This is a genomic window from Rhabdothermus arcticus, from assembly GCF_055382915.1.
On sequence record NZ_AP043808.1, the window covers coordinates 1,026,711 to 1,052,493 of the forward strand.

Here is a 25,783-nt window from a genome sequence, read left to right on the forward strand (position 1 = left end):
TTCCTTTTCTCCCCTAGACGGGCTACTCGCCCCCGCCCAGAAAGATCCCGTGCCAGGTGTGCACCCAGACCTCGCCGGAGTAGGCGTTGACCGAGAGCATGCCCTCGATCTTCCCCCGTCCGAAGTCGAAGGTGTAGTAGCCGTCGAAGGCCTGAGCCTCGTAGATCTGGCTTCCCGGCAAGTAGTCGGCGAGGAACTTGAGCGCCAGCGCCTTGGCCGACTGCTGGTCGTAGCGCGGCTGGCCCCCAAAGTAGCGGCTCGCGCCACGCCACATCATGTTGGGGCCGGGCTCGGGGGTGACCACGCCACTGTAGCGATCCACCAAGACCTCGGCCAGACCGTTGCCGTTCTGATCAACGACCTGGGCGTAGTAGTTCTGGCTAAAGGCCATGACGTCCTTCACCTTGGCCCCCGGTGCGATCCGGGCGGCAAAGTCAGCCAGGCGCTGACGGGCGACCTCTTCGGGAATCGGCTTCGCGCTCGCGGGGTAGACGCCCATCATCCCCGACATGCCGGGACCACCCATCCCCCCCATGCCGGGGCCACCCATCATGCCGTCGTAGCCATACCCAGCTCCGGGATACCCGTATCCGGCACCGCCCATCATGCCCTGCCCCAACACGACCAAGAGCCCCAACGCCAGTACCGCGGAAACCAACCAAACTGCCTTCTTCTGCATCCTTACCACCTCCAAGATCATCCTCGGCGAGGAACGTAAAGCACGTATAAAGGCCCCCCATACCGGGGGGCCCTCATCATCCGTACCCGCCTAAGGGCGGCGAAGCAGCGGGTACCCCGCGGCCTGCCAGGCGTTCATTCCTCCAGGCACGTCGTACACCCGGGTGAAGCCGAGCTCCCTAAGCGTCGCCACCGCGATCCGGCTCATCGCACCCGAACGGCAGTAGACCACGAGGGGGGTGGTCTTGTCCTTGGGCAAGCGGTCGAGGTAGGCGCTCACCCGATCGAAGGGGATGAACAGATCGGTTCCCGGAATCTCGCCTGCGTAGGGGACGTGCACGTTGATGAGCACGAAGGATTTGTCCCCTTGCTTCAAGAGCGCGTTCAAACGCGCCACGTCGATCGTCCCCGAATCCGTGGGGAGCACCGCCGGCGCGGCCTGGTTCTTGGCAGAAAGGACCAAGAACCCAAGGAGCAAGGCCACCCCCACGACCAACAACCCGAGCACGCCCCGCTTCATGCCTCTGCCTCCTGCTTCAGGGCCGCAAGCGCCGCTTCCAACCGAGCCTCTTCCTCGATCGCGTCCAGCGCCTCGACCTCGTCGAGCTCCGACAACGCCTCGTAGCGGTCTCCCATCGCTTCGATGTTCTGCGCCATCGCATCAAAGGCTTCGACGGCGGGGTGCGCGTCGAAACGCGCGTGCATGCGCCGCACGGCCTCCGCCGCCTCATAGGTCTGCTTTTTGGCCAACAGCAGCTTTTTCCGCCCCTCGGCCTCGTCGATCTTCGCGCGCAGGGCGTCGAGCTGCCCGCGCAGACGCCGCAAGACCTCTTGCGTCGCTCCAAGCTGTTGCCGCAGCTCCTTGGCCAGGGCCTCCGCGCGCAACGCCTTGCGTAGGGCCGACTTGGCCAGTGCTTCCTCACCCGCGTCCAAGGCCTGACGGGCCTTTTCCCGCCAGCGCTCCGCCATGGCTTCGTACGCCTGGGCTTCGCGGACCAGCCTGGTTTCCTCGGCGAGCGCCTCGGCCACCTGCCGGCGCGCCTCCCGATAGGCAGCCTTCATGTCCAAAAGGGCCTGGTTGAGGATCTTTTCCGGATCCTCGACGCGGGCGAGGAGGTCGTTGAGGTTCGCCCGCAACAACCGTCCGATACGATCCACGAGACTCATGGCGCCTCCTTCACGCGCCCGCTCAGCCGGGCCTCCACCCGCTCCACGGCAAGCGCCGCCAGCGCGGCTTCGATCCTGGCCAGAGCGCGCTCTGCTTGGGCAATCGCTGCTTCGGTCTCCTTCAAGCTGCGCTCGAGCGCAAGCTTTTCCTCGAACCATTCCTTCGCTTCCAGGCCTTCCTCGCTCAACGCCCGGTCGGCCTCTTCCTCCAGCGACGCAAGGCGCGCGACGATCCGCCCCCTGGCCTCCCTGAGCGCGGACAGCCGGTTCTTGAGGTTGATCGCCTCCCGCTCCAGGACCGCGCCCTCGCTGGCCACGCCCGGAGCCTCCGACGGGGGCTCGGCAAGCTTACCCTTCGCGGCGAGGTACGCCTCGCGGTCCAGCTCTCCCCTGGCGTACTTCAGGTCCACCGGATCCTCGGGCGCGGCGACCTGCGCCTCGCGTTCGCTATGCCGGTGACGGCGGATGCGTTTGCTTCCGTGGCAGCCCATCCTAACCCTCCAAATCCCGGATCAAGCGCTGATAGGTTTCGCGATCGATCTCACCCCGAGCGTAGCGCTCCCGCGCGGCCTCGACCGCGCTCCGCGGTTCGGAGGCCTTCCCGGTGCCGCCCTTGCGACCACCCTCCAGCAGGAGGTAGATCCCGAACAACGGAAGCAGCAACAGGACGATCATCCAAAGTCCGCCAAAGCCCATCATGCCTTCACCTCCACCCGCGAAAGCGCGTCCTCGATGCGCGCTTTGACCTCCTCGACGAGCGCGGCATCGTAAGGCTCGCCGAGCGCTTCGAACGCGTCCTCGGGATCCAGATAACGCACCTCGACCCCCGCCGGCGTCTCCCGCAGGATGACCGCGCACGGGAGAACGACCCCGGCCACCGGGGTTAGCGACAGGGCCCGCTCCGCGAGCTCGGGGTTGCATAGCCCCAAACGGACGTAAGGGGGCATCTCGATTCCGCGCTTTTCCTTCAGGACCTCGTGGAACGCGATCCGGCTCAAGAGCCCGAAGCCCTCTGCCTGAAATGCGCTCAGCACCGCTTCCTCAACCTCGGCCATCTTGCCTTTGAACACCTTTTTGTGCACCATGTCGGCACCTCCAACCTTAGGAAAGCATCCCCGCGTTAAGCTCCTGTAAAACCCCCCGGGGGTGCGGGGATCAGGCCAAGCGAACCCGGCGCAGCGAGACCGCGTTGACCGCGACGATGATCGTGGAAAGGCTCATCAACAGGGCGCCAACGGCGGGGCTGAGGACGATACCCAAGGGGTAAGCGACCCCCGCGGCGAGCGGGATCGCCAGGGCGTTGTAGCCGGTCGCCCAAAAGAGGTTTTGCACCATCTTGGCGTAGGTGGCCCGCGCCAGCCTCAAGGCCCGGACGACGTCGAGCGGGTCGTTCTCCACGAGCACCAGATCCGCCGACTCGATCGCCACGTGGGCCCCGGCGCCGATGGCGATGCCGAGATCCGCCTCGACCAGGGCCGGGGCATCGTTGATCCCGTCCCCGACGAAGGCCACGCGCCCCCTTCCCGCTTGCTCGCGCTTTAGCTCGGCCACGATCTTGGCCTTCTGATCGGGGAGCACCCGGGCGTACACGCGCCGGATGCCGAGGGCCTCGGCCACCGTCTTGGCCACCGCTTCGGCGTCCCCGGTCACCATGACCGGCTCGACCCCCATCGCCCTGAGCTGCGCCACGGCTTCCCGGGCCTGGGGACGGATCCGGTCCGAGAGGGTGATCAGCCCCAGCACCCGCCCTTCTTCGAAGACCACGATCGGGCTTTCGCCTCGCGCCGCGGCCTCGTCCAAGGCGGCACGCAGTCCCTCCAGGCTAAGGCCGAACGCGGCCAGCCACTCGGGGCGGCCCACGTGGATCCGCCGATCCCCGATCTCGCCGACGACGCCCTGGCCCGGAACGGCCTTGGCGTTCTTGACCTCTGGAAGGGCGAGCCCCCGCTCGCGGGCGGCCTCGACGATCGCCTCCGCCAGGGGGTGGGCGCTGGTGGCCTCGAGCGCCGCGGCCAGGCGCAAGAGGTCGTCCTCGGCCAGGCCCGACCCCACCACCCGCACGACCTCAAACCGGCCCTCGCTCAGGGTACCGGTCTTGTCGAAGGCCACGACCCGCACGTTCCAGGCCCGCTCGAAGGCCTCCCGATTGCGCACCAGGATGCCGTGCCTGGCCGCCATCCCGGTGGCGTTGGCGATGACCAGGGGGATGGCCAGCCCCAGCGCGTGGGGGCAGGCGATGACCAGCGTGGTCACGGCAACGCCCAGCGCGAAGTCGAAGGGTTGGCCCAACGCGTTCCAGACCAAGAAGGCCCCGCTGCCCGCAACCACCGCGACGTAAAAGAGCCAGCCCGCGGCGCGATCGGCCAGGGCCTGGAAGCGGCTTCTCGCCTTCTGTGCCTCCTCCACCAACCGCACGATCTGGGAAAGGGTGGTGGCCTCGCCAGCGCGCGTCACCCGCACCTTGAGGACCCCCTCGTGGTTGATCGAGCCGGCGAACACCTCGTCCCCCACACGCTTCGTCACCGGCTTCGACTCCCCGGTCAAGAAGGCCTCGTTGACGCTGCTCATGCCCTCGACCACCACCCCGTCGGCCGGCACCTGTTCCCCCGGAAGCACCAGGATCAGATCCCCCTCGCGGAGCGTGCTGACCGGCACGTCGACGACCTCGCCGTGCTCCAGGCGATGCGCGGTCTGGGGCATCATCTCGACCAGCGCGGCGAGCGCACGGCCAGCCTGTTGCACGCTGGTCATCTCCAACCAGTGGCCGAGCAACATGACGTCGATCAGGGTGGCGAGCTCCCAGTAGAAGGGACGCCCTGGAAAACCAAAGGTCACCGCCAGGCTGTAGGCGTAGGCGACGCTGATCGCGAGCGCGATCAGGCTCATCATGCCCGGCCGCCGCTGGCGGAGCTCGCGCAGCGCGCCCACCAAGAACGGCCAGCCTCCGTAGAAGTACAGCGCGGTCCCAAAGACCGCCCCCACCCAGCGGGTCCAGGGGGCCTCGAACGCCTGAAACCCGAGCCAGGCCTGGATCTGGGGGGAAAAGTAGAGCACGGGGAGCGTCAGGACGACGCTGACCCAAAACCGGCGGAGGAAGTCCCGGGGGTCGTGACCGGCGTGCTTGTCGTGCCCTCCGTGCCCGCCCGCGTGGGCGTGACCGGAATGGCCGCCGTGCGCACCCTTAGACGCCCCGCCCGTATGAGGGTGAGGGGACCCGCCGTGGGCGTGGTGCCCGTCCCCATGACCGTGCGGATGAACGTGGCCTTCGCCATGCTCCGCGTGCGCGTTTCCCTTTTCGTGTCCGTGATCCTTTTTCTCAGACATCGGCTCACCTCACCTTGCGCTCGGGGCCGCGGCCCCGGTAGCGATCGATGAAGGCCGCGGCCAATTCGGGGTCGAAGGGGGCAAGCTCAAGCCGCTGCCCCCAAGCCGTGAGCACCACCCGCTCGCCAAGCCCCTTCAAGGGCACGACGACGATCCCCTGGAAGGGCGCGTCAAACCGCGCCGCCCAGCGTTTTAGCCGGGCCAGCACCTGCGGACCGGGTTGGTCGTAGTAGATCACGATGTCGCCGTGCTCGAGGTTATGGACGAGCAGGGCCCGGGAAGGCAGGTAGGTGTAAAACCCCGCCTCCACGTCGCGGGGGCTATGCGGACCCGAGGTCGGGGTCGGGGTCGGGTAGTTGATCTCTCGTCCCAGCGGCAGGTGGTCGCGGCGATCGAGGAGCGGTTCCGCGGTCTCCGGGAGCCGGGCCTGGCCCCTAGCCACCAGCGCGTCGAAGTCGTCCGCCGGGGCCTGGGGGCCCAGACGGACGTAGCCCAAAACGGCGAGCGCGATCAGCCCCGCGGTCAGGCCCCACCAGATCCAGCGCCTGTTGGCGGTCTTGTTCGTCCCCCAATACTTGGGATTGGGCTTAGGCACGGGATCCCCCCTCCCAGGCGATCACGCCCATCATCCCCAGGTCCTCGTGGTCCAGGATGTGGCAGTGAAAGACCGCCTTGCCCGTGAAGTCCCGGTAGCGCACGCGAAAGCGCACGCGCTGGTTGGGCCTGAGGTTGACCACGTCCTTCCAGGCCAGGTAGGGGGCCGGCCGGCCATCGACGGCAACGATCTGGAAGGGGTTGGTGTGCAGGTGAAAGGGATGGTCCATCACCCCCAGGTTGGCCACCTCCCAGTCCTCCACGTCCCCCAGCCGGGCCTGCACGTCGACCCGCCGGGGGTCGAAGGTTCGACCGTTGATGACGAAGACCATCCCCCGGCCGGGGCGCATCGCGTGGCCAAGGAAGAAACGCCTCACCCGCTTAGGACGGCCCAGGGGTTGGACCGGGACCAACCGCGACGGCAGGGGCAGGGCGGGCTTGGCCACGTCACGGTAGACGACCTCGGCGAGGACGGCGGGCGCGAGGAACGGGCCGCCCCCCGGACCGCCACGGTCATAGCCGTGGTCGATCAGCCGGTAGCGGCCGGGTTCGCGCTCCCCCCGCACCAGGACCTCGGCGCGCTCACCAGGGGCGAGCAGCAAGCGCTCGAGCGGCACCGGTTCGGCGAGCCCGCCGCCATCGGTGGCGATCAGGTACATCGGGTGGTCCTCCAGCGAGAGCTGGTAGAAGCGGCTCGCCGAGGCGTTCAAAAAACGCAGCCGCAAAAGCCCGCCCTTCTTGAGAAAGACCCGCTCCATGGCTTTGCCGTTGACCGTGCGCAGCCCCCCCTCGCGCCCGCGGACCAGGTCCATCCGCGTCGGCGGGGGCACCTGGCCCCGGCGCAGAGCGAAGTCCTTGAGCACCAGGAAGGCCTCGTCGGCCGCGGCCACCTCGGGCACCTCGTCGAGGTCACCGCGCACCACCAAGGGTCCGGCGAGGCCCAGGAAGACCTGCTTGCCCACCAGGCCGTGCCGGTGGGGGTGGTACCAGAAGGTGCCCGCGGGGTGGTCCTTGGGAAGGGTAAAGGCATAATCCAACGCTTCCCCCGGAGGTAGCTCCAAAAAGACGTTGTCCGCGTTGCCGCTGGGGCTGACGTGCAGGCCGTGAAAGTGCAGGTTCGTGGGCTCGCCGAGGTCGTTTTGCAGGCGCAGCTGCAGGGTGTCGCCGGGGCGGAGCTCCAGCCGCGGGCCGGGCACCCGCCCGCCGTAGGCGAAAAGCCGTGCCCTACCCCCTGCCAGCGGCACCGTGGCCTCGCTCGCGACGAGGCGGACTTGGAGCAGGCCCTCTTGGCTTTTGAGGACAGGAGGTAAGAGGGCCGTTCCAGGTTTTTCCTGCGCACTCGAGCAACCGCTTATGCTCGCCAAAACACCGATACCGCTCGTACTGAGGAATGCACGTCGGGTCAGGTTTGCCATGCCCCGAGGCTAGGCGGGTTCTGTTAAGCTCGTGTAATCCGGCAAGAGAACGCAAAAGCGAGCCCCGGAAAGGGGGCTGTCCTCGACCCAGATGCGGCCGTCCATGGCCTCGACCAGGCGCTTTGCGATCGTCAGCCCCACCCCGCTGCCCCCGGTGCGGCGGCGGGCCTGATCGCCGCGGTAGAACCGCTCGAAGACCCGTTCGCGCAGGGCCGGGGGGATGCCGGGGCCGCTGTCCTCGACCGCGATGCACACGCCGTCGGGGCGTTGTTCGACGCGCACGCGGATGCGCCCTCCCGGGGGGGTGAACTTCACCGCGTTGGAGAGCAGGTTGGCCAGGACCTGGTGCAGCCGCTCCCGGTCCGCCCGGACGAGCACGGGATCGCCTTCGGGAAGCTCGAGCAACAGCGTCAGCCCCTTTTCCCGCGCCGCCTCCTCGAAGCGGGCCAGGGCCTGCTTGAGGAGGGGGGCGAGCTCATAGACCCCCAACGAAAGCGAAAGCGCCCCGGCCTCGACCCGGGAGACCTGGGTGAGGTCCTCGACCAGCCGGGCCATCGCGCGCACCTCGCGACCGATCCGCTCGGCCGCCTCCCGGGGCGGCATCACCCCGTCGGCGATCGCCTCGGCGTAGCCTTGAAGGGCGGCCAGGGGCGTGCGCAGCTCGTGGGCGACGTTCCCGATCAGCTCCGCGCGGGTCTCCTCGATCCGCTCCAGGGCCTCGGTCAGCCGGTTGAAGTGCACGGCGAGCTCCGCGAGCTCGTCCCCGCCCACCGCGGGAAGGCGGACCCGGTAATCGCCGGCAGCGACCCGGCGGCTGGCCTCGGCGAGCATCTCCGCGGTCCGGGTCAGGCGGCGACTGACGAAGTAAGCGACGCTCGCGGCCATCGCGAAGGCCAAGGGCAGCGAGGTCAAGAAGGCCAGGTTGAGGGTGCTCTTGAGGCTGCGCTCGAGGTCCGCGCGCAGGAACTCGGCCATCGCCCCCCCGCCCATCATCGTCACCATGCGCACCATGCGCGCGACGTGCCCTTGAAAAAAGCGCGGGGCGAAGAGGTCCACCAGGACCACCACCGCGACCTCGGCGAAGAAGACCACCAAGAGGTAGCTCAAAAAGAGCTTCCAAAAGAGCCTCAAGCGCGGTCCCCCACGAAGCGGTAGCCGACCCCGCGCACGGTCTCGATGAAGCGGGGGTGTTCGGGGTCGTCGCCGAGCTTCTTGCGAAGGCCTGCGACGTGCACGTCAACGACGCGGTCGATGCCAAAGAAATCCCCGCCCCAGACCCGGTCCAAGAGGCGCTCGCGGCTAAAGACCATCCCCGGGTGCTGGGCCAGGACCAGGAGGAGGTCGAACTCGAGCTTGGAGAGCGCCACCGGCCGCCCTTCGAGGAAGACCTCGCGGCGCTCCGGGAGGATCTCGAGGGGCCCGTACACCAGGCGGTCGGCCCGGCCGGCGCGACGCAAGAGCGCCCGCACCCGGGCCATCACCTCGCGCGGGGAGAAGGGCTTGACCACGTAGTCGTCGGCCCCGAGCTCGAACCCTTTGACCCGCTCCTCCTCCTCGCCGCGCGCGGTGAGCATGAGGATGGGGACCGTCACCCCGGCCTCCCGGAGGCGCTGGGCGACCGTCCAGCCGTCCACCTCGGGGAGCATCAAGTCCAAAATGACCAGGTCCTGCTCCGGGGCCAGGGCCAGCGCCTCGGCCCCGGTCGCGGCCTCCGCGACCCGGTGCCCCTCCCGCTTGAGGTAGGCCGAGAGGATCTCCCGGATCGCGGGATCGTCGTCGACGACGAGGACGCGCGCCATCAGCCTCCGAGATCGCGTTTCATCTGCTCGTAGGTCTCCCGGTCGATCTCTCCCCGAGCATACCGCTCTTTGAGGATCTCGAGCGCCCGGTCCCCCGCCTTCTTCTCTCCTTCCTCGGAAAAGGTCCGGTTCAAGACGCGCACCAGCGCCCAAACCAGCCATACGATGAGCAAGAACCAGAGCAGCGGGAAGAGCCAGCCGCCCATCCCGTAGCCGAACCATCCACCGCACCAGGGACAACCCCACATCATGCCGCTCACCTCCACTTCCAAGCTGAGGGCGGTTGGTAAAGCCCGCGTAAAGCTCTAAGCTTTTCCCATGCCTTCGGGCAAGACCCACGAACTGGCCAACCTCAGCCTGCTCTTCTTGCAAGCCGGCCTCTTCCCCGAGGCCGCGAACCGGTTCGGCGAGGGGCCCGCGCTGGCCTACCTCGCGGGCTTCGTCGCGGGAACGTTCTGGATCACCCCGGACCTGGACCTGGCCGAACGGGTGCGCGTGCGCCCCCTGGCCCGCTGGGGGCCGCTGGGCTGGATCTGGTGGCCCTATGGCCTCCTCTTCAAACATCGCGGCCGCTCCCACAGCTGGCTTTTCGGACCTTTCAGCCGCCTGGCCTACCTCTACGTCCTGGCCGCGGTCTTCGGTCTCGTCCGCGGCGTCGACCTTGCACGCTTCGTCGCCGCCCATCCCGGAGAGATCGCAGGGGGTTCCCTCGGCTACCTCGTCGCCCAGTGGGCCCACCTCTGGCTCGACGGGTTCGGCGGACGGCGGGCCAAACGCACCGTCCTTCGCCGCCGGCGAGGGTAGGATGGGGCTGTGCGGTGGCTCTTGGGGGTCTTTTGGCTCGCGCTGGCGGGCCTCGCCCTGGCTGAAACCGAGGCGCTCTTCGTGGCTCAGGAGCACCTGATCGAGGCCGGGGCGCTCAAGACCTACGTGGGCACCCGCGCCTACTCCATCCGCGACGAGGCCGCGCTGCGTCAGCTGATCGCCCGCCTGAGGCGCCAAGCCAAGGACGCCCGCTTCGTCTACGACCCCAGCCGCGGCTGGTACGCGGTGGAGAAGGTCGGCTACGCCTTCGACTGGGAGGCCGTGCGCCGGGCCTATCACCGGGCCCTGGCCTACGGAAAGCGCCGGTTCTACCTGCCGGTGCGCTACGTCGAGCCAGAACGCGGCGTGCACGCGCTTTACGCGCGGGGCATCCGCACCCTCGTCGCCGAGGGGGAGAGCCGCTTCGCCGGCTCCTCCGCCGCCCGGGTGCACAACCTCCGCCTGGCCGCCGCCCGGCTCGACGGAAGGATCATCCCCAAGGGGGCGGTCTTCTCCTTCAACGAGGCCCTGGGCCCGATCAGCGAGGAAGCAGGCTACCTGGAAGGCTACGTCATCCTCGGGGACCGGACGGAGCGGGGTGTCGGGGGCGGGGTCTGCCAGGTCTCGACCACCGTCTTTCGGGCCGCCTTCTTCGCTGGGTTGCCGATCCTCGAGCGCCACAACCACTCCTACCAGCTGCGCTACTACCAACCGAGCGGCTTGGACGCCACGGTCTACGCCCCCTGGGTGGACCTGAAGTTCAAGAACGACACCCCGGGGGACCTCCTTTTGCGCACCTACGTGCGGGGGGACAGGCTGATCGTGCGCCTCTTTGGCACCAAGGACCGCAGCGTGCGCTGGGAGGGACCGGTAGTGCTCGAGACCTCACCGCCCCTTCCCCCGAGGGAGCTCCCCGACCCCGACCTGCCCCCCGGGGCCCGGCGCCAGGTGGACTGGGCGGCCCCGGGCGCCAAGCTCTACGTGCGCCGGGAAGTGCGCTACGCCGACGGCCGCACCCTCAAGGAGACCTTCTTGAGCCGCTACAAGCCCTGGGGGGACATCTATCTGGTGGGGCCCAAGACCGAGGCCCGCGCTCCCTAGGCGCCGTACTTTTGCAGCTTGCCCGCGTGGGCCAGCATCAAGGGCAAGAGCGCGTTGCCCCTCAGGTGCCCCAGCGAACCCCAGGCGGCCTCGTCCTCGGTGAAGCGCATCGCCCGGTCGTTGCGCAGGTCGGGCGCGTGGAGGAGGACCGGAACCGGGTGCCAGCTATGGGCCTTGTGGACCGCGGGGGTGCTGTGGTCCCCGGTGATCAGGAGGACATCGGGCTTCAAAGCCAAGAGCTCGGGGAGGAGGGCGTCGAAGCGCTCGATCCGCGCCACCTTGCCGTCGAAGTCGCCGTCCTCGCCGGTGGAATCGGTCTTTTTGAAGTGCAGGTAGAAGAAGTCGTAGGCCGACCAGTGGGCCTTGAGGGCGGCGAGCTTGGCCCGGGGGCGGTCGGGATCCTCCTCGCCTTCCTCCAGCGCCAGCGCCTCCATGCCCACCAGCTCCGCCACCCCGCGGTACATCGGGTAGCTGGCGATCGCCGCCGGGCGCACCTTGGCCACCTCGGGGAGGCCGGGGAAGCTCGGCCGCTTCGACGCCCCGCGCAGGAGCACCCCGTTGATCCGGGGCTCGTCCTTGAGGACCTCGCGGGCCAGGGCGACGAACTTGCGCAGCACCTCCGCGGTGCGCAGCGCCTCGGGATCCTTGGCCAGGGGCTTGGGGTCCAAAGGCGGCACGCCGGTCGTCTGGGGGTCGGTGTCCGCGACCTGGTCGGAGAGGCCCGGCCCCCGCAACACCACCACGAAGCGGTGCTCGCTCTCGGTGTAGAGCTCGATCCGCACCCCGTCGATGGTCTGGATCCTTTCCCGTAGCTTCTCCAGGATCCGCCGGTTCTCCTCAGTCGAGGGGCGGCCCGCCCGGCGGTCCACCACCCGGCCCTCGGCGTCCAGGGTGGCCAGGTTGCCGCGCACCGCGACGTCGTCGGGCCCGAGGGGGATGTCCAGGCCCAGCGCGGAGAGGACGCCCCGACCAACGGTGTACATGAAGGGATCGTAGCCAAAGATCGCCAGGTGCCCGGGCCCGGATCCAGGGCTCAGACCAGGATAGACCGGGGTGTAGAGGCCGAGCGCGCTCTGTCGCGCCAGGGCGTCGAGGTTCGGGGTGTGGGCCGCCGCCAGCTCGGTCAGGCCGCCGGGCTGCCGCGGCAGCCCGCCCACGCCGTCGAGCACCACGAGCAGGATCTTGCTGGGGGTGGGCTTGCTGATCTCCTTGAGCACGGGAAGGATGTCCATGGCTCCATTATGCGAGAATATGGGCGTGCGCCCGCGGGGAAAGTTCTGGCTGGAGACCGACGGCGGCGCCTACCTGATGGGGCCGCGCACCTACCGCCTGCTCAAGGCCCTCGAGGCCAGCGAAAGCCTCAAGGCCGCGGCCAAGGCCGCGGGGTTTTCCTACCGCGCCGCCTGGGACCGGCTGCGCGCGGTCGAGGCGGCGATGGGTTTGGCCTTGGTCGAGAGCCAAAGCGGGGGCAAGCAGGGCGGACACACCCGGCTCACCCCTCAAGGGAAGGCCTTCTTGCGCCGCTACGAGCGCTTTCTGGCGCTGGCGGGCGAGGCCCTTTGGGCCGCCTACGAAAGGGCCTTCGGCGACTAGAATGAAGCCCATGGAGACGACCCGCGTGCTCTTCGTCTGCCTCGGGAACATCTGCCGCAGCCCGATCGCCGAGGGCATCTTCCGCAAGCTCGTCGCGGAACGCGGGCTGGCCGCGCGCTTCGAGGTGGACTCCGCGGCCACCGGCCCCTGGCACGTGGGCGAGGGCATGGACCCCCGGGCCGCCGAGGTCTTGAAAAAGCACGGCGCCTACTTCGACCACGTCGCCCGCCAGGTCACCCCGGAGGACTTCGCGCGCTTCGACCTCATCCTGGCTGCGGACCGCGAGGTGGAGCGGGACCTGTTGCGCCTCGCCGGTCGGGATCGCGACAAGGTGCGGCTGATCACCGAGCCCTGGGGCAAGGGCGAGATCAGCGACCCCTGGCAGGGGGACCTTTGGGCCTGCGAACAGACCTACCTCGAGCTCGAGGACCTGGTCGGCCGCTGGCTCGATCGCCTGACCCATGGACCCCAGCACCCTGCTGGCGAAGGCGGGGCTTAAGGCCCCACCCCCCACGCCCCTGGCCGGCGGGGACCTGAGCCGCGTCGACCGCGCCGGGCCCTACGTGCTCAAGACGCGGACGCCCCCGGTGCCCGGGATGTTCGCCGCCGAGGCCGCCGGGCTCAAGGCCCTCGCGGCCCACGGCGTCCTGGTGCCCGAGGTGGTCTGGGCCGGGGAGGAGGGGCTGGTGCTCGAATACCTCCCCCCGGGCCCCGCGGACTGGGAGGGGCTCGGGCGCCACCTGGCCCGGCTCCACCGCCAGCGGGGGCCCGCCTACGGCTGGGACCGGCCCGCCTTCATCGGCCCCTTCGCCTTTGGCACCCGAACCGACGCTAACTGGAAGCGCCACTACCTCTGGCGGCTTTCCCGGCTCGCCGAGGCCACCCCCCTGGCCGCGGGGCTCTGGCCCCGTCTCCAAGCGGCGGTCGCGGCGCGGAGCTTCGTCGAGGAAGGCCCGGCGCCGCTCCACGGCGACCTGTGGTCGGGCAACGTGCTGATGAGCCAAAAGGGTCCCGCGCTGATCGACCCCGCCTTCCTCTACGGGGAGCGCGGCCTGGACCTGGCGATGATGCGGCTCTTTGGGGGCTTTCCCCCGGCCTTTTGGAAGGCCTACGAGGCGGTCTACCCGGTGCCGGCGGCGCTCTGGACCGACCTTCCCTGCTACCAGGCCTACTACCTGCTGGTTCACGTGCACTTTTTTGGCAAAGGCTACCTTCCGTCGCTGGCGCGGGCGGTGGCCGCGTGCGAAAAGGGGTGAGGGCGGCCACCGCCGCCCCCATCCCCAGGGAGTTCGGCTAGGGGTGTTCCACCTCGATGGTGGAGTGGCCGCAGCCGTCGAAGGTCCAGGTCTTGACCTGGTCCAGCACCCCGTCGACGTAGCGCTCGACCTTGAAGCTGCCCGCGTCGAACCGCGGCGCGACCTCGCAGCTGAGGTCGTAGTGCAAGGGCGCGAGGGTCTCGAGCACCAGCGAGACCGCGCGCGCTACCCCCTGGTGGTCGAGCCGTCCGGAGACCTCGAGCGATCCCGCGGCGTAGGGTTCGGCGGGGTCGTCGGGGGTGTAGGTGCTCTGGCGGTTGATGTGCGTGCTCCGGGTCACCGAAGCCTCGCCACGGCGCTTGGTGAAGGTGAGGTCGAGGTCCTTTCGAAGCTCCAGCTGGGTCAGCTGCGCGTCGCTGTAGGTCGGCTGCACCTCGATCGTCCCGTCGAAGGTGCGCTGGAACTCGACCTCGGTGCCCGAGCGGCCGGCCCCGCGAAAGCCCGCCTCGAACCGGTCGAAGTCGACCGTGAAGCCGGTGTTGGTCGGATCGTTGTCGTCCGCGTCGTCGAAGCTCAGCGTTCCGCGAAAGGTGAAGGTGTTGCCGGAGGGCGTGGTGCGCGTGCAGTCGAAGGTCGCGCTGAAGCCAACGACCACCCCGTCCCCGTCCTGATCCTCACCGAGGTTGACCTCGACGCAGTTCGGGAAGTCGGCGGGCAGGCGGTCGCCATGCTGCTCAAAGAACCAGTGCACGAGCCGGCGGGCGGGTCCCGGCCAGGCGCTCAGGGGGTCCACCTCCGCGCTCGCGGTCAGCGACGCGGGGGGCATCTCCTCGAGCACCGCCGCGTCCAGGCCCAGCTCCTCCGCGATCAACGTCTCGTCCTCGACCGCGAGCGGGGCGTTGAGGTTCCCGCAACCCGCGATCAAAAGCGCGCCCAAAAGCCCGATACCGATCAGCCAACGTTTCATCCTTCTCACCTCCGAGGCCAGGGTAGGCCGGACCGCCCGTGGCCTGGCTGAACGCTGGCTGAAGACCCCTTCAGGTAGACTGCGGCCATGAACGCCGATGGTTGGAGTCTCGCTGCCTGGGGGTTTGCCATCTACATCATCAGCAGCCTGCTGAGCGCGGCCGTCCCCGCGCTCGGAGTGTTTTCCCTGGTGGGGATCATCGTCTTCTTGATCGGGCTCTACCAGCTCGCCCAGGCCACCGGGCACCGGGAGATCTTCACCGACCAGCTCGTGGGCCGCCTGATCTTCTGGGTGGGCGGCTTCCTGGTGCTCTTGATCACCGGAGGCTTCGCGCTGATCGGCGCGCTCGCGGAGAACCAGGAGCAGACCGGGGCGATCGCCGTCGGCGCGCTGCTCTTTGGGTTTTTCCTCTTTTGGTTGATCAGCGTGCTCTCCGCCTGGTTCATCCGGCGGAGCTTCAAGGCGCTAGCCGAGGTCAGCCAGCGCCCGCTCTTTGGCCTCGCCGGAGAGCTCGTCTTCTGGGGTGCGGTGGCGGGGATCGTCCTCGTCGGCTACCTGGTGGTCCTGGCCGGCGAGGTGGTCGCGCTGGTGGCCTTTTTCAGCCAGCCCAAGGCGGAGGCCGCCTGAGGGCCCTCACCTCGCCTGGTTCGCGGCCACCAAGAGCGGATCCCAGACCGGGCTGAAGGGCGGGGCGTAGGCCAGGTCCAGCCGCCGGAGGTCCTCCACCGTGCCCCTTTGGTGCAAGAGCGCGGCCACCACGTCGACGCGCAGCGCGTCGTGGCCGTGGCCGACGATCTGAGCGCCCAGGAGCCGCCCCGAGCGGCCCTCGTAGACCAGCTTGACGTGGAGGGGGTGGCCGCCGGGCATGTAGTGGGCGCGATCGCGGCTCTTGATCATCACCGAACGCGCATCGAAGCCCTTCTCCCGGGCCGCGGTCTCGGTGAGCCCGGTGAAGGCCACCGCGAGGTCGAAGATCTTGGTGATCGCGCTGCCCACGACGCCCTCGAAGGCCGCCGCCTCCCCGCCGATCACCGCCCCCGCGGTGCGGCCGTGCTTGTTGGCCACGTCACCGAGGGGGAGCCAGTAGGGCTCGCCGGTGACCAGGTGGCGGCTCTCGGCGACGTCGCCGGCGGCGTAGACCCCCTCCAGGTTGGTCCTTAGCTGGGCGTCGACCTGGATCGCGCCGGTGGGCCCGAGGGCGACCCCGATGCTTTGGGCGAGCTCCACGTTAGGGCGGATCCCCACCGAGAGCAGGACCAGGTCCGCGGGCAGCCGGCCCTGGTCGGTCTCCACCTCCTCGACCCGCTCGCCGCCCAGGATGCGCTCGACCTTGGCGCCGGTGTGGACCTCCACCCCATGGCGCTCGAGGGCCTCTTGGATCAGGGCGCTGACCTCCGGGTCCACCTGGGGCAGGACCCGGTCCTTGGCCTCGATCACCGCCACCGCAAGCCCCCGGGCGCGGAAGGCCTCGGCCATCTCTAGCCCCACGTACCCGGCGCCGACGATCACCGCCCGCCGGGCCTTGGGGAGCCAGTCGACGATCGCCAGGCCGTCCTCGGGGACGCGCAGGGTGAAGACCCCGGGGAGGTCGTGGCCGGGGATCGGGGGACGCACCGGCCGGGCCCCGGTGGCGATGACCAGATGGTCGAAGGGTTGCTTGAAGGTGCGCCCCTCGTCGAGGGCGCGCACCGTGACCTCGCGGTCGTCGTAGTCGATCTCGAGGACCTCATGGCGGGGGAGCGCGGTGATCCCCTGCTTTTTGAACTGCTCCGGGGTGCGGGCCACCAGCCGCTCCACGCGTTCCACCTCGCCGGCGACGAAGTAGGGCAGGCCACAGGCCCCGTAGGAGACGTAGTGGGTCTTTTCGAAGGCCACGACCTCCAGGTCCGGGTTGGTGCGCTTGGCCTTGGCCGCCGCGCTCATGCCCGCGGCCACCCCTCCGATGACGACGAGTCGCTCGCTCATGGCCCCTTTATACTCCTTGGCGTATATTGGATGGCATGACTGACGGGTCAGATCGCTGGGACTTTTCCGCCCTGTTCGCCAACGAAGCCGAGTTCGAGGCCGCCCTCGAGCGCCTCGCGGAGATGGCCGAGGCCATCGCTTCCTGGCGCGACCGCCTGGAAGGGATCACCCCCGAGGCCTTCGTCGAGCTCCTTCAGGCCCTCGAGGCCTTCACCGACCTCTCGCACCGGGTGATGGCCTACGCCGCGCTGCGCTTTTACGAAAACAGCCTGGACGAGGCCGCCCAGGCCCGCTTCGCCCGGGTGCGCGCGCGCCTGAGCGAGCTCTCCACCAAGACCCTCTTCTTCGAGATCTGGTGGAAGCACCTCCCCGACGACGCGGCCGCGCCGCTGCTTGCCGCCGCCGGCCCCCGCTACCGCCACTGGCTGGAGACGATGCGCGCCTGGCGCCCCCACACCCTCTCCGAAGAGGCGGAGAAGGCGATCGCGTTGAAGAACGTCGCCGCCAAGGCCATGCCCCGGGTCTACGGGACCCTCACCGATCGCTACGAGATCCGCTTCGAGGTCGAGGGCCGGCCGGTCGCGATCCGCCGCAGCGAGCTCTCCAAGTACACCCAGGACCCCCGCCCCGAGGTGCGGCGGGCCGCCTACCAGGCCGCGCTCGGTCGCTTCGAGGATGAGGCGCTGGTCCTCGGCGAGCTCTACCGCTTGGTGGTGCAGGACTGGGGGAACGAGTACGTCAAGCTCCGGGGGTTTGCCCGCCCCATCCAGGCCCGCAACAAGATCAACCACCTCCCCGACGACGTCGTCGACGCCCTGCTCGAGGCCAGCCACGCCCACCGGCAGGTCTTCCAGGACTACTTCCGGCTCAAGGCCAAGGCGATGGGGCTCGAACGGCTGAGCCGCTACGACCTCTTCGCCCCGGTCATCGAGGAAGACAGGGCCTTTGACTTCGCCGAGGCGCTGGCCTTGGTCGAGGAGGCCTTTTCCCGGTTCGACCCGGCATTTTCCGAGCTGATGCGCCGGGTCGTCGCCGAGCGGCACATCGACGTCTATCCCCGCGAGGGCAAGCGCGCCGGGGCCTTCTCCTACGGGCCCGCGCCCAAGGTCACCCCCTACCTCCTCTTAAACTTCCAGGGCAAGGCCCGCGACGTCGCCACCCTGGCCCACGAGCTCGGGCACGCGATCCACGCGATGCTCGCCGAGGCCCATCCGGTCTTCACCTTCCACGCCCCCCTGCCGCTCGCGGAGACCGCCTCGACCTTCGGCGAGATGCTCCTCGTCGACCTGCTCCTGGAGCGCGAGACCGACCCCCGGCTCAAGGCCCAGATCCTCTTCGAGCAGCTCGACGACCAGTACGCGACGATCCAGCGCCAGGCCTACTTCGCCCGCTTCGAGATTGCCGCCCACGACGCCCTAGGCGCCGGCGAGCCGCTGGAGGCCGCCCACCAGGCCTACTTCGAAACCCTCACCGCCCAGTTCGGCGACGCCGTCGAGCTGCCCGAGGCCTTCCGCTACGAGTGGCTGATGGTGCCGCACTTTTACAACTATCCCTTCTACGTCTACGCCTACGCCTTCGGCCAGCTTCTGGTCCTCGCGCTCTACGAGCGCTACCGCGAAGAGGGAAAGGCCTTCGTGCCCCGCCTCAAACGCATCCTGGCCGCCGGCAGCTCAGAGAACCCGGTGGCGCTGCTCGAGGCCGAGGGCTTCGACGTCGCCGACCCCGGCTTCTGGGCGGCCGGCTTCCGGGTGGTGCGGCGTCAGGTCGAGACCCTCGAAGCCCTCTTGGAGGCCACCGGTGTATAGGCAGATCGGCGCGAGCGGGCTCTACACCTACCCCCTGGCGCTGGGGACGATGCAGTTCGGCTGGACCGCCGACGAGGCCACGAGCCATCAGGTCCTCGATCGCTTCGTCGAGGCCGGGGGCAACCTGATCGACACCGCGGACATCTACTCGAACTGGGTGCCGGGCAACCCCGGGGGCGTCTCCGAGCGCATCGTCGGGCGCTGGCTCAGGTCCCGCCCCGGGCTCAGGGAGCGGGTGTTGATCAGCACCAAGGTGCGCGGTCCGATGGGCGAAGGCGGGCGTGAGGGGCGAGCAAGCCCCTACCAGCGCGAGGGCCTCTCCCGGGCTTGGATCCGCCGCGCCGTCGAGGCCAGCCTCAAGCGGCTGGAGACCGATTACATCGACATCTACTGGGCCCACTGGGTGGACCCCGAGATCCCCATCGAGGAGACCCTCGAGGCCTTCACCGAGCTGGTGAAAGAAGGCCTCGTGCGCTACATCGGGCTTTCCAACTTCTCCGCCTGGCGCACGATGCAGGCGCTCTGGGCGGCGGACCGCCGGGGCCTCGTGGCCCCGAGCGCGCTGCAGCCCCACTACAACCTGGCGGACCCGGTGCGCGGCCACTTCGAGCGGGAGCTCGGCCGGGTGGCCGAGACCTACCGCCTCGGCGTCCTCCCCTACTCGCCCCTGGCGGGCGGGTTCTTGAGCGGCAAGTACACCAAAAAGGGGCCGCTTCCGGACTCGGTTCGCGCCGAGGCCATCAAACGGCGCTTTTTCACCGAGAAGAACTGGCAGATCCTGGAGACCCTGACCCGCGTCGCCGAGGCCCACGCCACCACCCCCGCGGTCGTCGCCCTGGCCTGGCTGCTCTCCCGGCCCAGCGTGGCCGCCCCCATCGTCGGGGCCAACACCCCGGAGCAGCTCGAGGCGCTCCTCCCCGCGGCCGAGCTCGCGCTCGACCCCGAGGCCCTGAAGGCCCTGGACGAGGTCAGCGCCTGGGAACGCTGGCGGACGGACCTGGAGATCTGAGCCGCGCGGTCGCGGCGAGAAACGCCGCCGCGCTCAGCCCCGCGGCGGCGTAGACCATGAGCATCACCAGGATCTGGTAGCGCACCGCGATCAAGGGGCTCACCCCGGCCAGGATCTGGCCGGTCATCAGCCCCGGGATCGAGACCAGACCCACCGCGAAGAGCGCGTTGGTCGCGGGGATCAGCGCGGCCTTGTAGGCCGCGGCCCGGGCCTCGGGCAAGGCCGCGCCCTGCCCGACCTCCGTGAAAAACCGCTCGGCGGCCAGGCTGATCGCGTTCATCGCGTTGGAAAAGGCCATCCCCCCGAGCGGGATCCAGACCTCAGGCTGATACCAGGGGCTCGGCCGCAAGACCAGCAGCACCGCGACCAAAAGGGCGCTCCCCGCCCCCAGCAGGATCGCCGACAGGGCCGCCGGAAACAGCCGCCGCCGCGCCTTGAGCGCGGTCCTCAAGCCGATCCAGCCGGCGGCGCTGGCCATCACCCCCAACACCGCGAAGACCACCCCGGGATGCTCGGTCTGAAAGAGGTAAGCGAGCAGGTAGCCGACGAGGAGGAGCTGGGCCAGCATGCGCGCCAGGGCCACCCATGGGGTACGGCGTTCGCCGGTCCAGACCACGTAGAGCCCACCGGCCAAAGCGGCCAGCCCCAAGGGGTACACGAGGCGTGCGAGGGGGATCTCGACCATGGCCCCATCCTAGGGCGCGTTGAAGGTCGGGGGGTGAAGCGCGTAGCTTGGGGGGCGTGACGCTCTGGCTCAACCTCGTGGCCTTCGTCGCCTTCTTGGTCAAGGGCGTCGCCGGGTTCGGCCCGGCGCTCTTTTTGGTGCCCCTCTGGTCGCTGGTCCTTCCCCTCAAGCAGGTCGTCCCGGCGGTCGCCTTCTTGCTCTTTCTCGCCAACCTGCCGATGCTCGGCCTGGTCGCCCGCCACCTGCGTCCAAAGCGCGACCTCGCCGCCGCCTTACCCTACGCGCTCGGGCTGGTCCTCGGCACCCGGGTGCTGCTGCTGCTGCCCGAGACCACGCTGAAGATGGTCCTCGGCGCGGTGCTGCTCGCGTTCTCCGCCTGGATCTTCTTCCGCCCCCGCCCGCCCAAGGCCGCGCCCAGGCTGGACGCGCTGGAAGTGGCGCGCCTGGCCCTGGTGGGGTTTTCCGGAGGCTTCCTGGTGGGAATGGTCGGGGCCGGCGCGCTCCCCTTTTTGATCTACGTGCCGCTCCGCTACCCGAAGGACGCCGCACGGGCGCTCTTCACCGCGGTCTTCGTCCTCGGCACCCTGGCTTGGACGCTGACCTACCTGGCCACCGGGCTTTTGGGCCCCTCGGAGATCAAGATCGCCCTCAGCGCCCTTCCCGGGACGCTCGCCGGGCTCTGGCTCGGGGACCGGCTCTCGCGGCGCCTCTCCGGCGAGGCCTTCGCCCGGCTGGTGGGGGCCCTTTTGGTGATCCCTGCGCTCAAGCTGCTGGGCTGGGTTTGATAGGCTGTTTGGGTGCGCACCCTCCTGCTCTCCGACATCCACGGCAACCTGCCTGCGTTCCGCGCGGTCCTCGAGGACGCGCTCAGCCGTGGCTTCGATCGGGTGCGCTTTTTGGGGGACGCGGTCGGCTACTACCCGGACGGCGAGGGTACCCTTACCGCCCTGCGGAAGCTCAACGCCCAAGCGGTGATCGGCAACCACGACCACTGGCTGCTGCACCCGGAAACGCTCGCGGCGAGCAGCTACATCGCCGAAATCCTGCGCTGGCAGGCCGCGCACCTCTCCGAGGAGAACCTGGCCTTTCTCGCCAGCTGGCCCTGGGAACGGGTCGAGACCAACGTTCACCAGGTCCACGGAAGCCCCTGCGACCCCTTCGAGTACATCGACGACCTGGAGCCGGCGCGGCGGGCGCTCGCGTGCACGGAGGCCCCCTGGGTCCTGATCGGCCACACCCATCTGGCGGGGATCTTCATGGCGATCCAGGGGCCGAACGGCCCCTGGATCCGCTACCAGGCCTTTAAGGACCGTGCCAACCGCGTCACCGTGGGGCCAAAGGCACGGGCCATCCTCAACCCTGGCTCGGTGGGCCAGCCCCGCGACGGGGTGCCCCTCGCGGCCTACGCGATCTGGGACGACGAGGCCCGGGTGGTCGAGGCCTACCGCGTGCCCTTCGACCTGGAAGCGGTCAAAAAGCGCCTCTTGGAGGCAGGCTTTCCGCTCTTCCTCTACGAGCGCCTGAAGGTGGGACGGTGAAGCTGCTCGGCCACGAGCGCGCGCGCGAGGTCCTGGCCAAGACGCGGCCCCAGAGCCTGCTCCTGACCGGACCCGAGGGGGTGGGCCGCCGCCCCCTGGCCCGCTGGTTCGCGCTGGGGCTGAACTGCGAGCGGGGGTTTCCGCCGTGCGGCGCGTGTGCCAGCTGCCGCAGGGATCCCCACCCGGATTATCTGGAGATCGCCCCCCGCCTGGAGACCAAGGGCGGTGAGAAGGCCAAGGACCCCAAGATCCACGTCGATCAGATCGTGCCCCGGGAGGCCGGCGAGCCGAGCCTGCTCCACTGGATCGAGGCCCGGCCCCGGTTTCGCCGACGGGTGGCGGTGATCGACGGCGCCGAACACCTCACCGAAGCCGCCGCCAACGCCCTGCTCAAGACCCTCGAGGAGCCTCCGGGCCACGCCCATCTGGTGCTGATCGCCCGGAGCCGGGAGGCGATCCTGCCCACGCTGCGCTCGCGCACCCTGGACCTTGCGCTCTCCCCCCTCCCCGATCACGCGCTGCGGGGGCTGAGCGACGACCCCGAGTTCCTCACCTTCGCCCAGGGCGCCCCGGGGCGGTTGATCTGGGCGATGGAGCACCCCGAGCCGGTGCGCGACCTCGCCCGCCAGAGCCAGCGGCTGATCGACGACCTCGGCGGCGAAGCGGGCCTTGCCGCGGCCCGGGCGCTCTTGGACATGATGGACGAGGGGCTGGACCCTTCGCCCTTCCTGCTGCGCGCGGTCCGGGCCTGGGGGCCGATGGCCGAGCTGCGGGTGCTCGAGCTGCTTTTTAAACTGAAGGCGGCGCGGGCGGCCTACGTCAACCCCGAGCTGCTCGCCGCCTGGTGGCACCAAGGACTGAGGAGGATCCATGCAGAACTGCGTGCCGGTGCGCTTTGACGAGGAAGGGCCCAAACACCACCTGGCGGCCTTCACCGAGGCCCCGCCGATCGACGCCCGGGTGGTGGTGGCGACCAAGAAGGGGCCCCGACTGGCCCGGGTGCGCGGCACCCCCCGCCCCGGCCGCGCCGAGGTCGAGCTCCTCCGCCTCGCCGACGAGGCCGACCTCTCCCGGCACGAGGCCCTGACGAAAAAGGCCGAGGCCGCGTTCTGGGCGGTGAAGGCGCTTTTGAAAAAGCGCTTTCCTCAGGCCAAGCCCCTCCGCTTGGCCTACACCCTCGACGGGAAGGTGGCGTTCTTCTACTACAACGCGGAAAAGCGGGTGAGCTTCGGCAAGGCAATGGCCGAGCTGGCGCGGATCGCCGAGGCCCGGGTCGAGGCCATCCACCTCGGCCCCCGGGACGAGGTGGCGATGCTCGGAGCGCTTGGGGCCTGTGGGCTCGAGACCTGCTGCTCGACCTGGCTGCAGAGCTTCGGCCCCTCCACGATCCGCATGGCCCGCGACCAGCAGCTGCCCCTCTCCCCGGAGAAGATCAGCGGCCCCTGCGGGCGCCTGCTCTGCTGCCTGGCCTACGAGCACCCCATCTACAAGGAGCTGCTCGCGGGGATGCCCAAGAAGAACGCCCGGGTCTGCACCAAGGACGGGGTCTGCGGCAAGGTGGCCAAGCACTTCCCCCTGAAGCGCGAGGTGGAGATCAAGACCCCGGGCGGCGGCCTGGTCGTGGCCCGGGTCGAGGACCTGGTTCCGGAGGAGGCACCGTGAAGGCGTTCATCGTTAAGGACAAGCTCAAGCGCTTTTACCACTACTACCCCGGCACGGTCGCGGTGATCGGGGCCAAGGACGAGAAGCACGGGGCCAACTTCATGCCCGCGGTCTGGAACACCGGCCTCTCCTTCGACCCCCCGCTCTTTGGCGTCTCGGTCAGCCCCAAGCGGCACACCTACCGCCTGCTGGAGGCCGGGCAGCCCTTTAGCGTCTCCTTTTTCCCCTTCGACCATGCCGAGCTCGTCGCCCAGCTGGGGAGCACCAGCGGGGCCGAGGTCAACAAGGTCGAGGCGTTTGGCCTCGAGGTCTTTTGGGGAACGGCGCTCGAGGTCCCGCTCTTAAAGGGTGCCTACGCTGCCTACGAGCTGGCCCAGGTGGACCGGCTGAAGACCGGCGACCACGACCTCTTCGTCGGCGAGGTCAAGGCCGTCTGGGAGGCCCCGGAGGCGTTCAACGCCCACGGCGCCCCCACCCCGGACCGCGTCGAGGCCCTGCTCTACTTCGGCCGCTTCACCTACGGCAAGCCGGCCAAGACCACCACGTTCTTGAAGCTCCGATGAACCAGGCCCAGGTGATCCGAGGAGCGCTCCGCGGGATGCGGCTCAACAAGCCCAAAACCGAGGCCCAGCTGCTCTTTTCCGAAGGGCTTTTGCACCTTCGATCGGACGGCTTTACCAAGTGGCAAAAGGGCCTCTATGCCGAGCAGGTCGAGGACTTCGCGATCCGCCCCCCGCTCGAGGTCTGGCTCCGGTTCAAAGACGGCTCCGAGCTGGTGGTGAAAAAGACCTGGCTCGGCCTGTCCAAACGGGCTACTTCACCAAAAGGACCGGACAGGGGCTAAGGGCCACGACCTTCTGGCTCTGGCTGCCGAGCAGGGTGCCCGCAAGCCCCCCGAGGCCGCGGGTCCCCATCACCACCAGGTCCGCCCGGTGGACCTTGATCACGTTCAGGATCGCGCTCGCGGCGGGGCCCTCGAGCACCTCCTCCTCGATCCCCTTGGGCACCTCCCCGAGCCGGGCCTTGGCCTCGGCGATCTTTTCACTGGCGAAGGCCACCCTGCGGGCCAGCGCCTCCTCGAAGAGGGGCTCGCCGAGCCAGTCGGGCACCGGGTCGTAGGCGTAGACCACGACCACCTTGGCCTGGTGCGCGCGGGCCTCCTCCCCGGCCAGCGTCGCCGCCTTCTGCGCGTGCTCGGAGCCATCGTAGGCAAGAACGATCGTCTGATACATAGGCCCCCTTAGCTTACCGACTGACCGCTGGGTCAGTCCGGGGGTAGACTGCCCCCGTGGGCGCGATCCTCCTTTTGCACCTGGCGACGCTCTTCTTCTTTTTGGCCTACGGCCTCACCGTTCCCGTCCTCCCGGTCTACCTCAAGGCCCTCGGCCTGGCCCCGAACTGGATCGGCTGGGCGGTCGCGCTGATGCCCCTGGCCGGGCTCCTGCTGCGCCCCTGGGGAGGCTGGATGGCGGATGCCAAAAGCCGCAAGGTCCCCACCCTCCTGGGCCTCGTTTTGAGCGCCGCCGCCGGGCTCTTCTACCTCGGCCCCCTGCCCCTGGTGCTCCTCGGCCGCTTTCTCCAGGGAGCGGGGATGGCGCTCTTTGCCCCCAGCACGCTGGCGTTGACCTCGGACCTGGCCCCCCGCGACGCGCTGGGCCGGATCATGGGCACCCGCAACCTGCTGCTGGGGCTGGGGGTGATGCTGGGAAGCGCGCTGGGGGGCGCGCTTTTAGACCTCGGCGGCCCGGGACTGGTCTTCGCCCTGGTCTTCTTGCTCCAGCTTCCCTGGGCCCTTCCCCTTTCGAAGCTTCCCGAGACCCTCAAGCACCCGGTCGTCCGCCGCTGGTGGGAGGGGTTCCTGGACGCGCTCGCGCTGCGCCCGGTCCTCGCCGCGACCTGGGCCAACGCCGGCTTCGCCGCGGCCTTCGCCGCGCTGCAGGCCTTCTACCCCATCTTCCTGGTGCACCAGGGCTACTCCGCGAGCCTGGTCGGGGCCTTCTTCGGCTACTACGCGCTGGTCTCGGTCCTGGCCCGCCTGCCCTCGGGGATCCTGGTCGACCGGGTGGAGCCCGGCCGGGTGGCCGGCTTCGGGTTCTTCCTGGCCACGCTGGGGTTCGCCCTGCTCTGGCACTGGCCCCTCCCCTGGCCGGCGTTCGTCAGCGGCACGCTGATGGGTCTCGGTGCAGGTACCTACCTGCCGGCGAACATCGTCGCGGTGACCAAGGCCACCCCGCCAGAGCGGCGGGGCTCGGCGTTCAGCCTCTTCACCGCGAGCTGGGACGCCGGCGGGCTAATCGGCCCTCCGGTCGCGGGCTGGCTGATCGCCCAGCAGGGGGACCGTGCGGTCTTCGCGCTGAGCCTGGGGCTGGCGCTGCTGACCACCCTGGGCTACCTGTGGCTGCGGCGGCAAACTCGTTAGGA

Annotated in this window: 32 protein-coding genes; 15 read left to right on the forward strand and 17 right to left on the reverse strand. The window is 69.4% G+C overall.

Annotation, left to right across the window (positions count from 1 at the left end; translation table 11 throughout):
• Positions 1-22: 22 nt before the first annotated feature.
• The 12 genes from ACZ48Y_RS05280 to ACZ48Y_RS05335 all read right to left on the reverse strand — a co-directional run bounded on the left by ACZ48Y_RS05280 (position 23) and on the right by ACZ48Y_RS05335 (position 9,225).
• The gene (locus tag ACZ48Y_RS05280; RefSeq protein ID WP_464739439.1) at positions 23-679 is read right to left on the reverse strand and encodes a peptidase M4; all 657 of its coding nucleotides are present in this window, start codon (positions 677-679) and stop codon (positions 23-25) included.
• A 90-nt stretch (positions 680-769) separates the two neighbouring features.
• Positions 770-1,198: a rhodanese-like domain-containing protein gene (locus ACZ48Y_RS05285; protein ID WP_464739441.1), complete on the reverse strand. Its 429-nt coding sequence runs from the start codon at positions 1,196-1,198 to the stop codon at positions 770-772.
• The gene (locus ACZ48Y_RS05290) at positions 1,195-1,845 is read right to left on the reverse strand and encodes a PspA/IM30 family protein (RefSeq protein WP_464739442.1); all 651 of its coding nucleotides are present in this window, start codon (positions 1,843-1,845) and stop codon (positions 1,195-1,197) included. Before ACZ48Y_RS05290 ends, ACZ48Y_RS05285 begins: the two co-directional genes overlap by 4 nt.
• Entirely contained in the window at positions 1,842-2,336 is a 495-nt protein-coding gene (locus ACZ48Y_RS05295) for a hypothetical protein (RefSeq protein ID WP_464739443.1), read from the reverse strand. The genes ACZ48Y_RS05290 and ACZ48Y_RS05295 overlap by 4 nt, the downstream gene beginning before the upstream one ends.
• Before the next feature lies 1 nt (position 2,337).
• The gene (locus ACZ48Y_RS05300; RefSeq protein WP_464739444.1) at positions 2,338-2,544 is read right to left on the reverse strand and encodes an SHOCT domain-containing protein; all 207 of its coding nucleotides are present in this window, start codon (positions 2,542-2,544) and stop codon (positions 2,338-2,340) included.
• Positions 2,541-2,930 (reverse strand): DUF302 domain-containing protein, encoded by a 390-nt coding sequence (locus tag ACZ48Y_RS05305; protein WP_464739445.1) that lies wholly within the window; start codon positions 2,928-2,930, stop codon positions 2,541-2,543. The genes ACZ48Y_RS05300 and ACZ48Y_RS05305 overlap by 4 nt, the downstream gene beginning before the upstream one ends.
• A 70-nt stretch (positions 2,931-3,000) precedes the next feature.
• Positions 3,001-5,169: a heavy metal translocating P-type ATPase gene (locus ACZ48Y_RS05310; RefSeq protein ID WP_464739447.1), complete on the reverse strand. Its 2,169-nt coding sequence runs from the start codon at positions 5,167-5,169 to the stop codon at positions 3,001-3,003.
• Positions 5,170-5,173: 4 nt separating this feature from the next.
• On the reverse strand, positions 5,174-5,764 hold the full coding sequence (locus tag ACZ48Y_RS05315; RefSeq protein WP_464739449.1) for a DUF3105 domain-containing protein: 591 nt from the start codon (positions 5,762-5,764) through the stop codon (positions 5,174-5,176).
• Positions 5,757-7,007, reverse strand: coding sequence for a multicopper oxidase family protein (locus ACZ48Y_RS05320; RefSeq protein WP_464739450.1), 1,251 nt, complete (start codon positions 7,005-7,007; stop codon positions 5,757-5,759). Before ACZ48Y_RS05320 ends, ACZ48Y_RS05315 begins: the two co-directional genes overlap by 8 nt.
• Positions 7,008-7,187: 180 nt before the next feature.
• Complete coding sequence (locus ACZ48Y_RS05325) at positions 7,188-8,309, reverse strand: sensor histidine kinase (RefSeq protein ID WP_464739452.1); 1,122 nt, start codon at positions 8,307-8,309, stop codon at positions 7,188-7,190.
• Positions 8,306-8,977 (reverse strand): response regulator transcription factor, encoded by a 672-nt coding sequence (locus ACZ48Y_RS05330; protein WP_464739453.1) that lies wholly within the window; start codon positions 8,975-8,977, stop codon positions 8,306-8,308. Before ACZ48Y_RS05330 ends, ACZ48Y_RS05325 begins: the two co-directional genes overlap by 4 nt.
• Entirely contained in the window at positions 8,977-9,225 is a 249-nt protein-coding gene (locus tag ACZ48Y_RS05335; protein WP_464742830.1) for an SHOCT domain-containing protein, read from the reverse strand. Before ACZ48Y_RS05335 ends, ACZ48Y_RS05330 begins: the two co-directional genes overlap by 1 nt.
• Positions 9,226-9,295: 70 nt before the next feature.
• On the opposite strand from ACZ48Y_RS05335, the gene ACZ48Y_RS05340 reads away from it, so the two are divergent.
• Together ACZ48Y_RS05340 and ACZ48Y_RS05345 are read left to right on the forward strand one after the other, a co-directional pair.
• Entirely contained in the window at positions 9,296-9,781 is a 486-nt protein-coding gene (locus tag ACZ48Y_RS05340) for a DUF2227 family putative metal-binding protein (protein WP_464739455.1), read from the forward strand.
• 9 nt (positions 9,782-9,790) lie between these two features.
• Complete coding sequence (locus tag ACZ48Y_RS05345) at positions 9,791-10,882, forward strand: VanW family protein (protein ID WP_464739457.1); 1,092 nt, start codon at positions 9,791-9,793, stop codon at positions 10,880-10,882.
• On the opposite strand, the gene ACZ48Y_RS05350 is transcribed toward ACZ48Y_RS05345, so the two are convergent.
• Positions 10,879-12,114 (reverse strand): 2,3-bisphosphoglycerate-independent phosphoglycerate mutase, encoded by a 1,236-nt coding sequence (locus ACZ48Y_RS05350; RefSeq protein WP_464739458.1) that lies wholly within the window; start codon positions 12,112-12,114, stop codon positions 10,879-10,881. The two genes, ACZ48Y_RS05345 and ACZ48Y_RS05350, sit on opposite strands and share 4 nt — an antisense overlap.
• Before the next feature lie 25 nt (positions 12,115-12,139).
• Here ACZ48Y_RS05350 and ACZ48Y_RS05355 point away from each other — a divergent pair, with 25 nt between their 5' ends.
• The 3 genes from ACZ48Y_RS05355 to ACZ48Y_RS05365 are packed head-to-tail and all read left to right on the forward strand — an operon-like array spanning position 12,140 to position 13,731.
• A complete protein-coding gene (locus ACZ48Y_RS05355; RefSeq protein WP_464739460.1) occupies positions 12,140-12,475 on the forward strand; it encodes a winged helix-turn-helix domain-containing protein in 336 nt (111 codons plus the stop codon).
• A gap of 10 nt (positions 12,476-12,485) precedes the next feature.
• Entirely contained in the window at positions 12,486-12,974 is a 489-nt protein-coding gene (locus ACZ48Y_RS05360; protein WP_464739461.1) for a low molecular weight protein-tyrosine-phosphatase, read from the forward strand.
• Positions 12,937-13,731: a fructosamine kinase family protein gene (locus tag ACZ48Y_RS05365; protein ID WP_464739462.1), complete on the forward strand. Its 795-nt coding sequence runs from the start codon at positions 12,937-12,939 to the stop codon at positions 13,729-13,731. The genes ACZ48Y_RS05360 and ACZ48Y_RS05365 overlap by 38 nt, the downstream gene beginning before the upstream one ends.
• Before the next feature lie 37 nt (positions 13,732-13,768).
• On the opposite strand, the gene ACZ48Y_RS05370 is transcribed toward ACZ48Y_RS05365, so the two are convergent.
• A complete protein-coding gene (locus ACZ48Y_RS05370; protein ID WP_464739464.1) occupies positions 13,769-14,698 on the reverse strand; it encodes a hypothetical protein in 930 nt (309 codons plus the stop codon).
• A gap of 87 nt (positions 14,699-14,785) precedes the next feature.
• Here ACZ48Y_RS05370 and ACZ48Y_RS05375 point away from each other — a divergent pair, with 87 nt between their 5' ends.
• Positions 14,786-15,325 carry a DUF996 domain-containing protein gene (locus ACZ48Y_RS05375; protein WP_464739466.1) on the forward strand — a complete coding sequence of 180 codons (540 nt, stop codon included), beginning with the start codon at positions 14,786-14,788 and terminating at the stop codon, positions 15,323-15,325.
• A gap of 6 nt (positions 15,326-15,331) precedes the next feature.
• Here ACZ48Y_RS05375 and ACZ48Y_RS05380 read toward each other — a convergent pair whose 3' ends face one another.
• Positions 15,332-16,663: an FAD-dependent oxidoreductase gene (locus ACZ48Y_RS05380; RefSeq protein ID WP_464739467.1), complete on the reverse strand. Its 1,332-nt coding sequence runs from the start codon at positions 16,661-16,663 to the stop codon at positions 15,332-15,334.
• A gap of 35 nt (positions 16,664-16,698) precedes the next feature.
• Here ACZ48Y_RS05380 and ACZ48Y_RS05385 point away from each other — a divergent pair, with 35 nt between their 5' ends.
• Entirely contained in the window at positions 16,699-18,468 is a 1,770-nt protein-coding gene (locus ACZ48Y_RS05385) for a M3 family oligoendopeptidase (RefSeq protein WP_464739468.1), read from the forward strand.
• Complete coding sequence (locus ACZ48Y_RS05390; RefSeq protein WP_464739470.1) at positions 18,461-19,477, forward strand: aldo/keto reductase; 1,017 nt, start codon at positions 18,461-18,463, stop codon at positions 19,475-19,477. The genes ACZ48Y_RS05385 and ACZ48Y_RS05390 overlap by 8 nt, the downstream gene beginning before the upstream one ends.
• Here the strand turns inward: ACZ48Y_RS05390 and ACZ48Y_RS05395 are convergent.
• Positions 19,437-20,162, reverse strand: coding sequence for an ABC transporter permease (locus ACZ48Y_RS05395; RefSeq protein WP_464739471.1), 726 nt, complete (start codon positions 20,160-20,162; stop codon positions 19,437-19,439). The two genes, ACZ48Y_RS05390 and ACZ48Y_RS05395, sit on opposite strands and share 41 nt — an antisense overlap.
• Positions 20,163-20,218: 56 nt before the next feature.
• On the opposite strand from ACZ48Y_RS05395, the gene ACZ48Y_RS05400 reads away from it, so the two are divergent.
• Genes ACZ48Y_RS05400 through ACZ48Y_RS05425 form a run of 6 tightly spaced genes read left to right on the forward strand, consistent with a single transcriptional unit; the run spans position 20,219 to position 24,206 of the window.
• Positions 20,219-20,947 (forward strand): sulfite exporter TauE/SafE family protein, encoded by a 729-nt coding sequence (locus tag ACZ48Y_RS05400; RefSeq protein WP_464739473.1) that lies wholly within the window; start codon positions 20,219-20,221, stop codon positions 20,945-20,947.
• Between the two features lie 12 nt (positions 20,948-20,959).
• Positions 20,960-21,700 (forward strand): metallophosphoesterase family protein, encoded by a 741-nt coding sequence (locus tag ACZ48Y_RS05405; protein WP_464739474.1) that lies wholly within the window; start codon positions 20,960-20,962, stop codon positions 21,698-21,700.
• Positions 21,697-22,599: a hypothetical protein gene (locus tag ACZ48Y_RS05410; RefSeq protein ID WP_464739476.1), complete on the forward strand. Its 903-nt coding sequence runs from the start codon at positions 21,697-21,699 to the stop codon at positions 22,597-22,599. The genes ACZ48Y_RS05405 and ACZ48Y_RS05410 overlap by 4 nt, the downstream gene beginning before the upstream one ends.
• Positions 22,571-23,362 carry a PSP1 domain-containing protein gene (locus tag ACZ48Y_RS05415; protein ID WP_464739477.1) on the forward strand — a complete coding sequence of 264 codons (792 nt, stop codon included), beginning with the start codon at positions 22,571-22,573 and terminating at the stop codon, positions 23,360-23,362. The genes ACZ48Y_RS05410 and ACZ48Y_RS05415 overlap by 29 nt, the downstream gene beginning before the upstream one ends.
• Entirely contained in the window at positions 23,359-23,925 is a 567-nt protein-coding gene (locus ACZ48Y_RS05420) for a flavin reductase family protein (RefSeq protein WP_464739478.1), read from the forward strand. The genes ACZ48Y_RS05415 and ACZ48Y_RS05420 overlap by 4 nt, the downstream gene beginning before the upstream one ends.
• Complete coding sequence (locus ACZ48Y_RS05425; RefSeq protein WP_464739479.1) at positions 23,922-24,206, forward strand: hypothetical protein; 285 nt, start codon at positions 23,922-23,924, stop codon at positions 24,204-24,206. Before ACZ48Y_RS05420 ends, ACZ48Y_RS05425 begins: the two co-directional genes overlap by 4 nt.
• On the opposite strand, the gene ACZ48Y_RS05430 is transcribed toward ACZ48Y_RS05425, so the two are convergent.
• Complete coding sequence (locus ACZ48Y_RS05430) at positions 24,175-24,594, reverse strand: universal stress protein (protein ID WP_464739481.1); 420 nt, start codon at positions 24,592-24,594, stop codon at positions 24,175-24,177. The genes ACZ48Y_RS05425 and ACZ48Y_RS05430 overlap by 32 nt on opposite strands.
• A 56-nt stretch (positions 24,595-24,650) precedes the next feature.
• Here ACZ48Y_RS05430 and ACZ48Y_RS05435 point away from each other — a divergent pair, with 56 nt between their 5' ends.
• Entirely contained in the window at positions 24,651-25,781 is a 1,131-nt protein-coding gene (locus tag ACZ48Y_RS05435) for an MFS transporter (RefSeq protein WP_464739483.1), read from the forward strand.
• Positions 25,782-25,783 lie beyond the last annotated feature (2 nt).

Bases quoted from the DNA above. Each gene is read 5' to 3' on its own strand.
- ACZ48Y_RS05285 (WP_464739441.1), bottom strand. From the start codon at position 1,198: ATGAAGCGGGGCGTGCTCGGGTTGTTGGTCGTGGGGGTGGCCTTGCTC.
- ACZ48Y_RS05300 (WP_464739444.1), bottom strand. From the start codon at position 2,544: ATGATGGGCTTTGGCGGACTTTGGATGATCGTCCTGTTGCTGCTTCCG.
- ACZ48Y_RS05375 (WP_464739466.1), top strand. From the start codon at position 14,786: ATGAACGCCGATGGTTGGAGTCTCGCTGCCTGGGGGTTTGCCATCTAC.
- ACZ48Y_RS05350 (WP_464739458.1), bottom strand. From the start codon at position 12,114: ATGGACATCCTTCCCGTGCTCAAGGAGATCAGCAAGCCCACCCCCAGC.
- ACZ48Y_RS05365 (WP_464739462.1), top strand. From the start codon at position 12,937: ATGGACCCCAGCACCCTGCTGGCGAAGGCGGGGCTTAAGGCCCCACCC.
- ACZ48Y_RS05335 (WP_464742830.1), bottom strand. From the start codon at position 9,225: ATGTGGGGTTGTCCCTGGTGCGGTGGATGGTTCGGCTACGGGATGGGC.
- ACZ48Y_RS05370 (WP_464739464.1), bottom strand. From the start codon at position 14,698: ATGAAACGTTGGCTGATCGGTATCGGGCTTTTGGGCGCGCTTTTGATC.
- ACZ48Y_RS05385 (WP_464739468.1), top strand. From the start codon at position 16,699: ATGACTGACGGGTCAGATCGCTGGGACTTTTCCGCCCTGTTCGCCAAC.
- ACZ48Y_RS05305 (WP_464739445.1), bottom strand. From the start codon at position 2,930: ATGGTGCACAAAAAGGTGTTCAAAGGCAAGATGGCCGAGGTTGAGGAA.
- ACZ48Y_RS05395 (WP_464739471.1), bottom strand. From the start codon at position 20,162: ATGGTCGAGATCCCCCTCGCACGCCTCGTGTACCCCTTGGGGCTGGCC.
- ACZ48Y_RS05295 (WP_464739443.1), bottom strand. From the start codon at position 2,336: ATGGGCTGCCACGGAAGCAAACGCATCCGCCGTCACCGGCATAGCGAA.
- ACZ48Y_RS05415 (WP_464739477.1), top strand. From the start codon at position 22,571: ATGCAGAACTGCGTGCCGGTGCGCTTTGACGAGGAAGGGCCCAAACAC.
- ACZ48Y_RS05330 (WP_464739453.1), bottom strand. From the start codon at position 8,977: ATGGCGCGCGTCCTCGTCGTCGACGACGATCCCGCGATCCGGGAGATC.
- ACZ48Y_RS05430 (WP_464739481.1), bottom strand. From the start codon at position 24,594: ATGTATCAGACGATCGTTCTTGCCTACGATGGCTCCGAGCACGCGCAG.
- ACZ48Y_RS05380 (WP_464739467.1), bottom strand. From the start codon at position 16,663: ATGAGCGAGCGACTCGTCGTCATCGGAGGGGTGGCCGCGGGCATGAGC.
- ACZ48Y_RS05425 (WP_464739479.1), top strand. From the start codon at position 23,922: ATGAACCAGGCCCAGGTGATCCGAGGAGCGCTCCGCGGGATGCGGCTC.
- ACZ48Y_RS05340 (WP_464739455.1), top strand. From the start codon at position 9,296: ATGCCTTCGGGCAAGACCCACGAACTGGCCAACCTCAGCCTGCTCTTC.
- ACZ48Y_RS05290 (WP_464739442.1), bottom strand. From the start codon at position 1,845: ATGAGTCTCGTGGATCGTATCGGACGGTTGTTGCGGGCGAACCTCAAC.
- ACZ48Y_RS05280 (WP_464739439.1), bottom strand. From the start codon at position 679: ATGCAGAAGAAGGCAGTTTGGTTGGTTTCCGCGGTACTGGCGTTGGGG.
- ACZ48Y_RS05310 (WP_464739447.1), bottom strand. From the start codon at position 5,169: ATGTCTGAGAAAAAGGATCACGGACACGAAAAGGGAAACGCGCACGCG.
- ACZ48Y_RS05360 (WP_464739461.1), top strand. From the start codon at position 12,486: ATGGAGACGACCCGCGTGCTCTTCGTCTGCCTCGGGAACATCTGCCGC.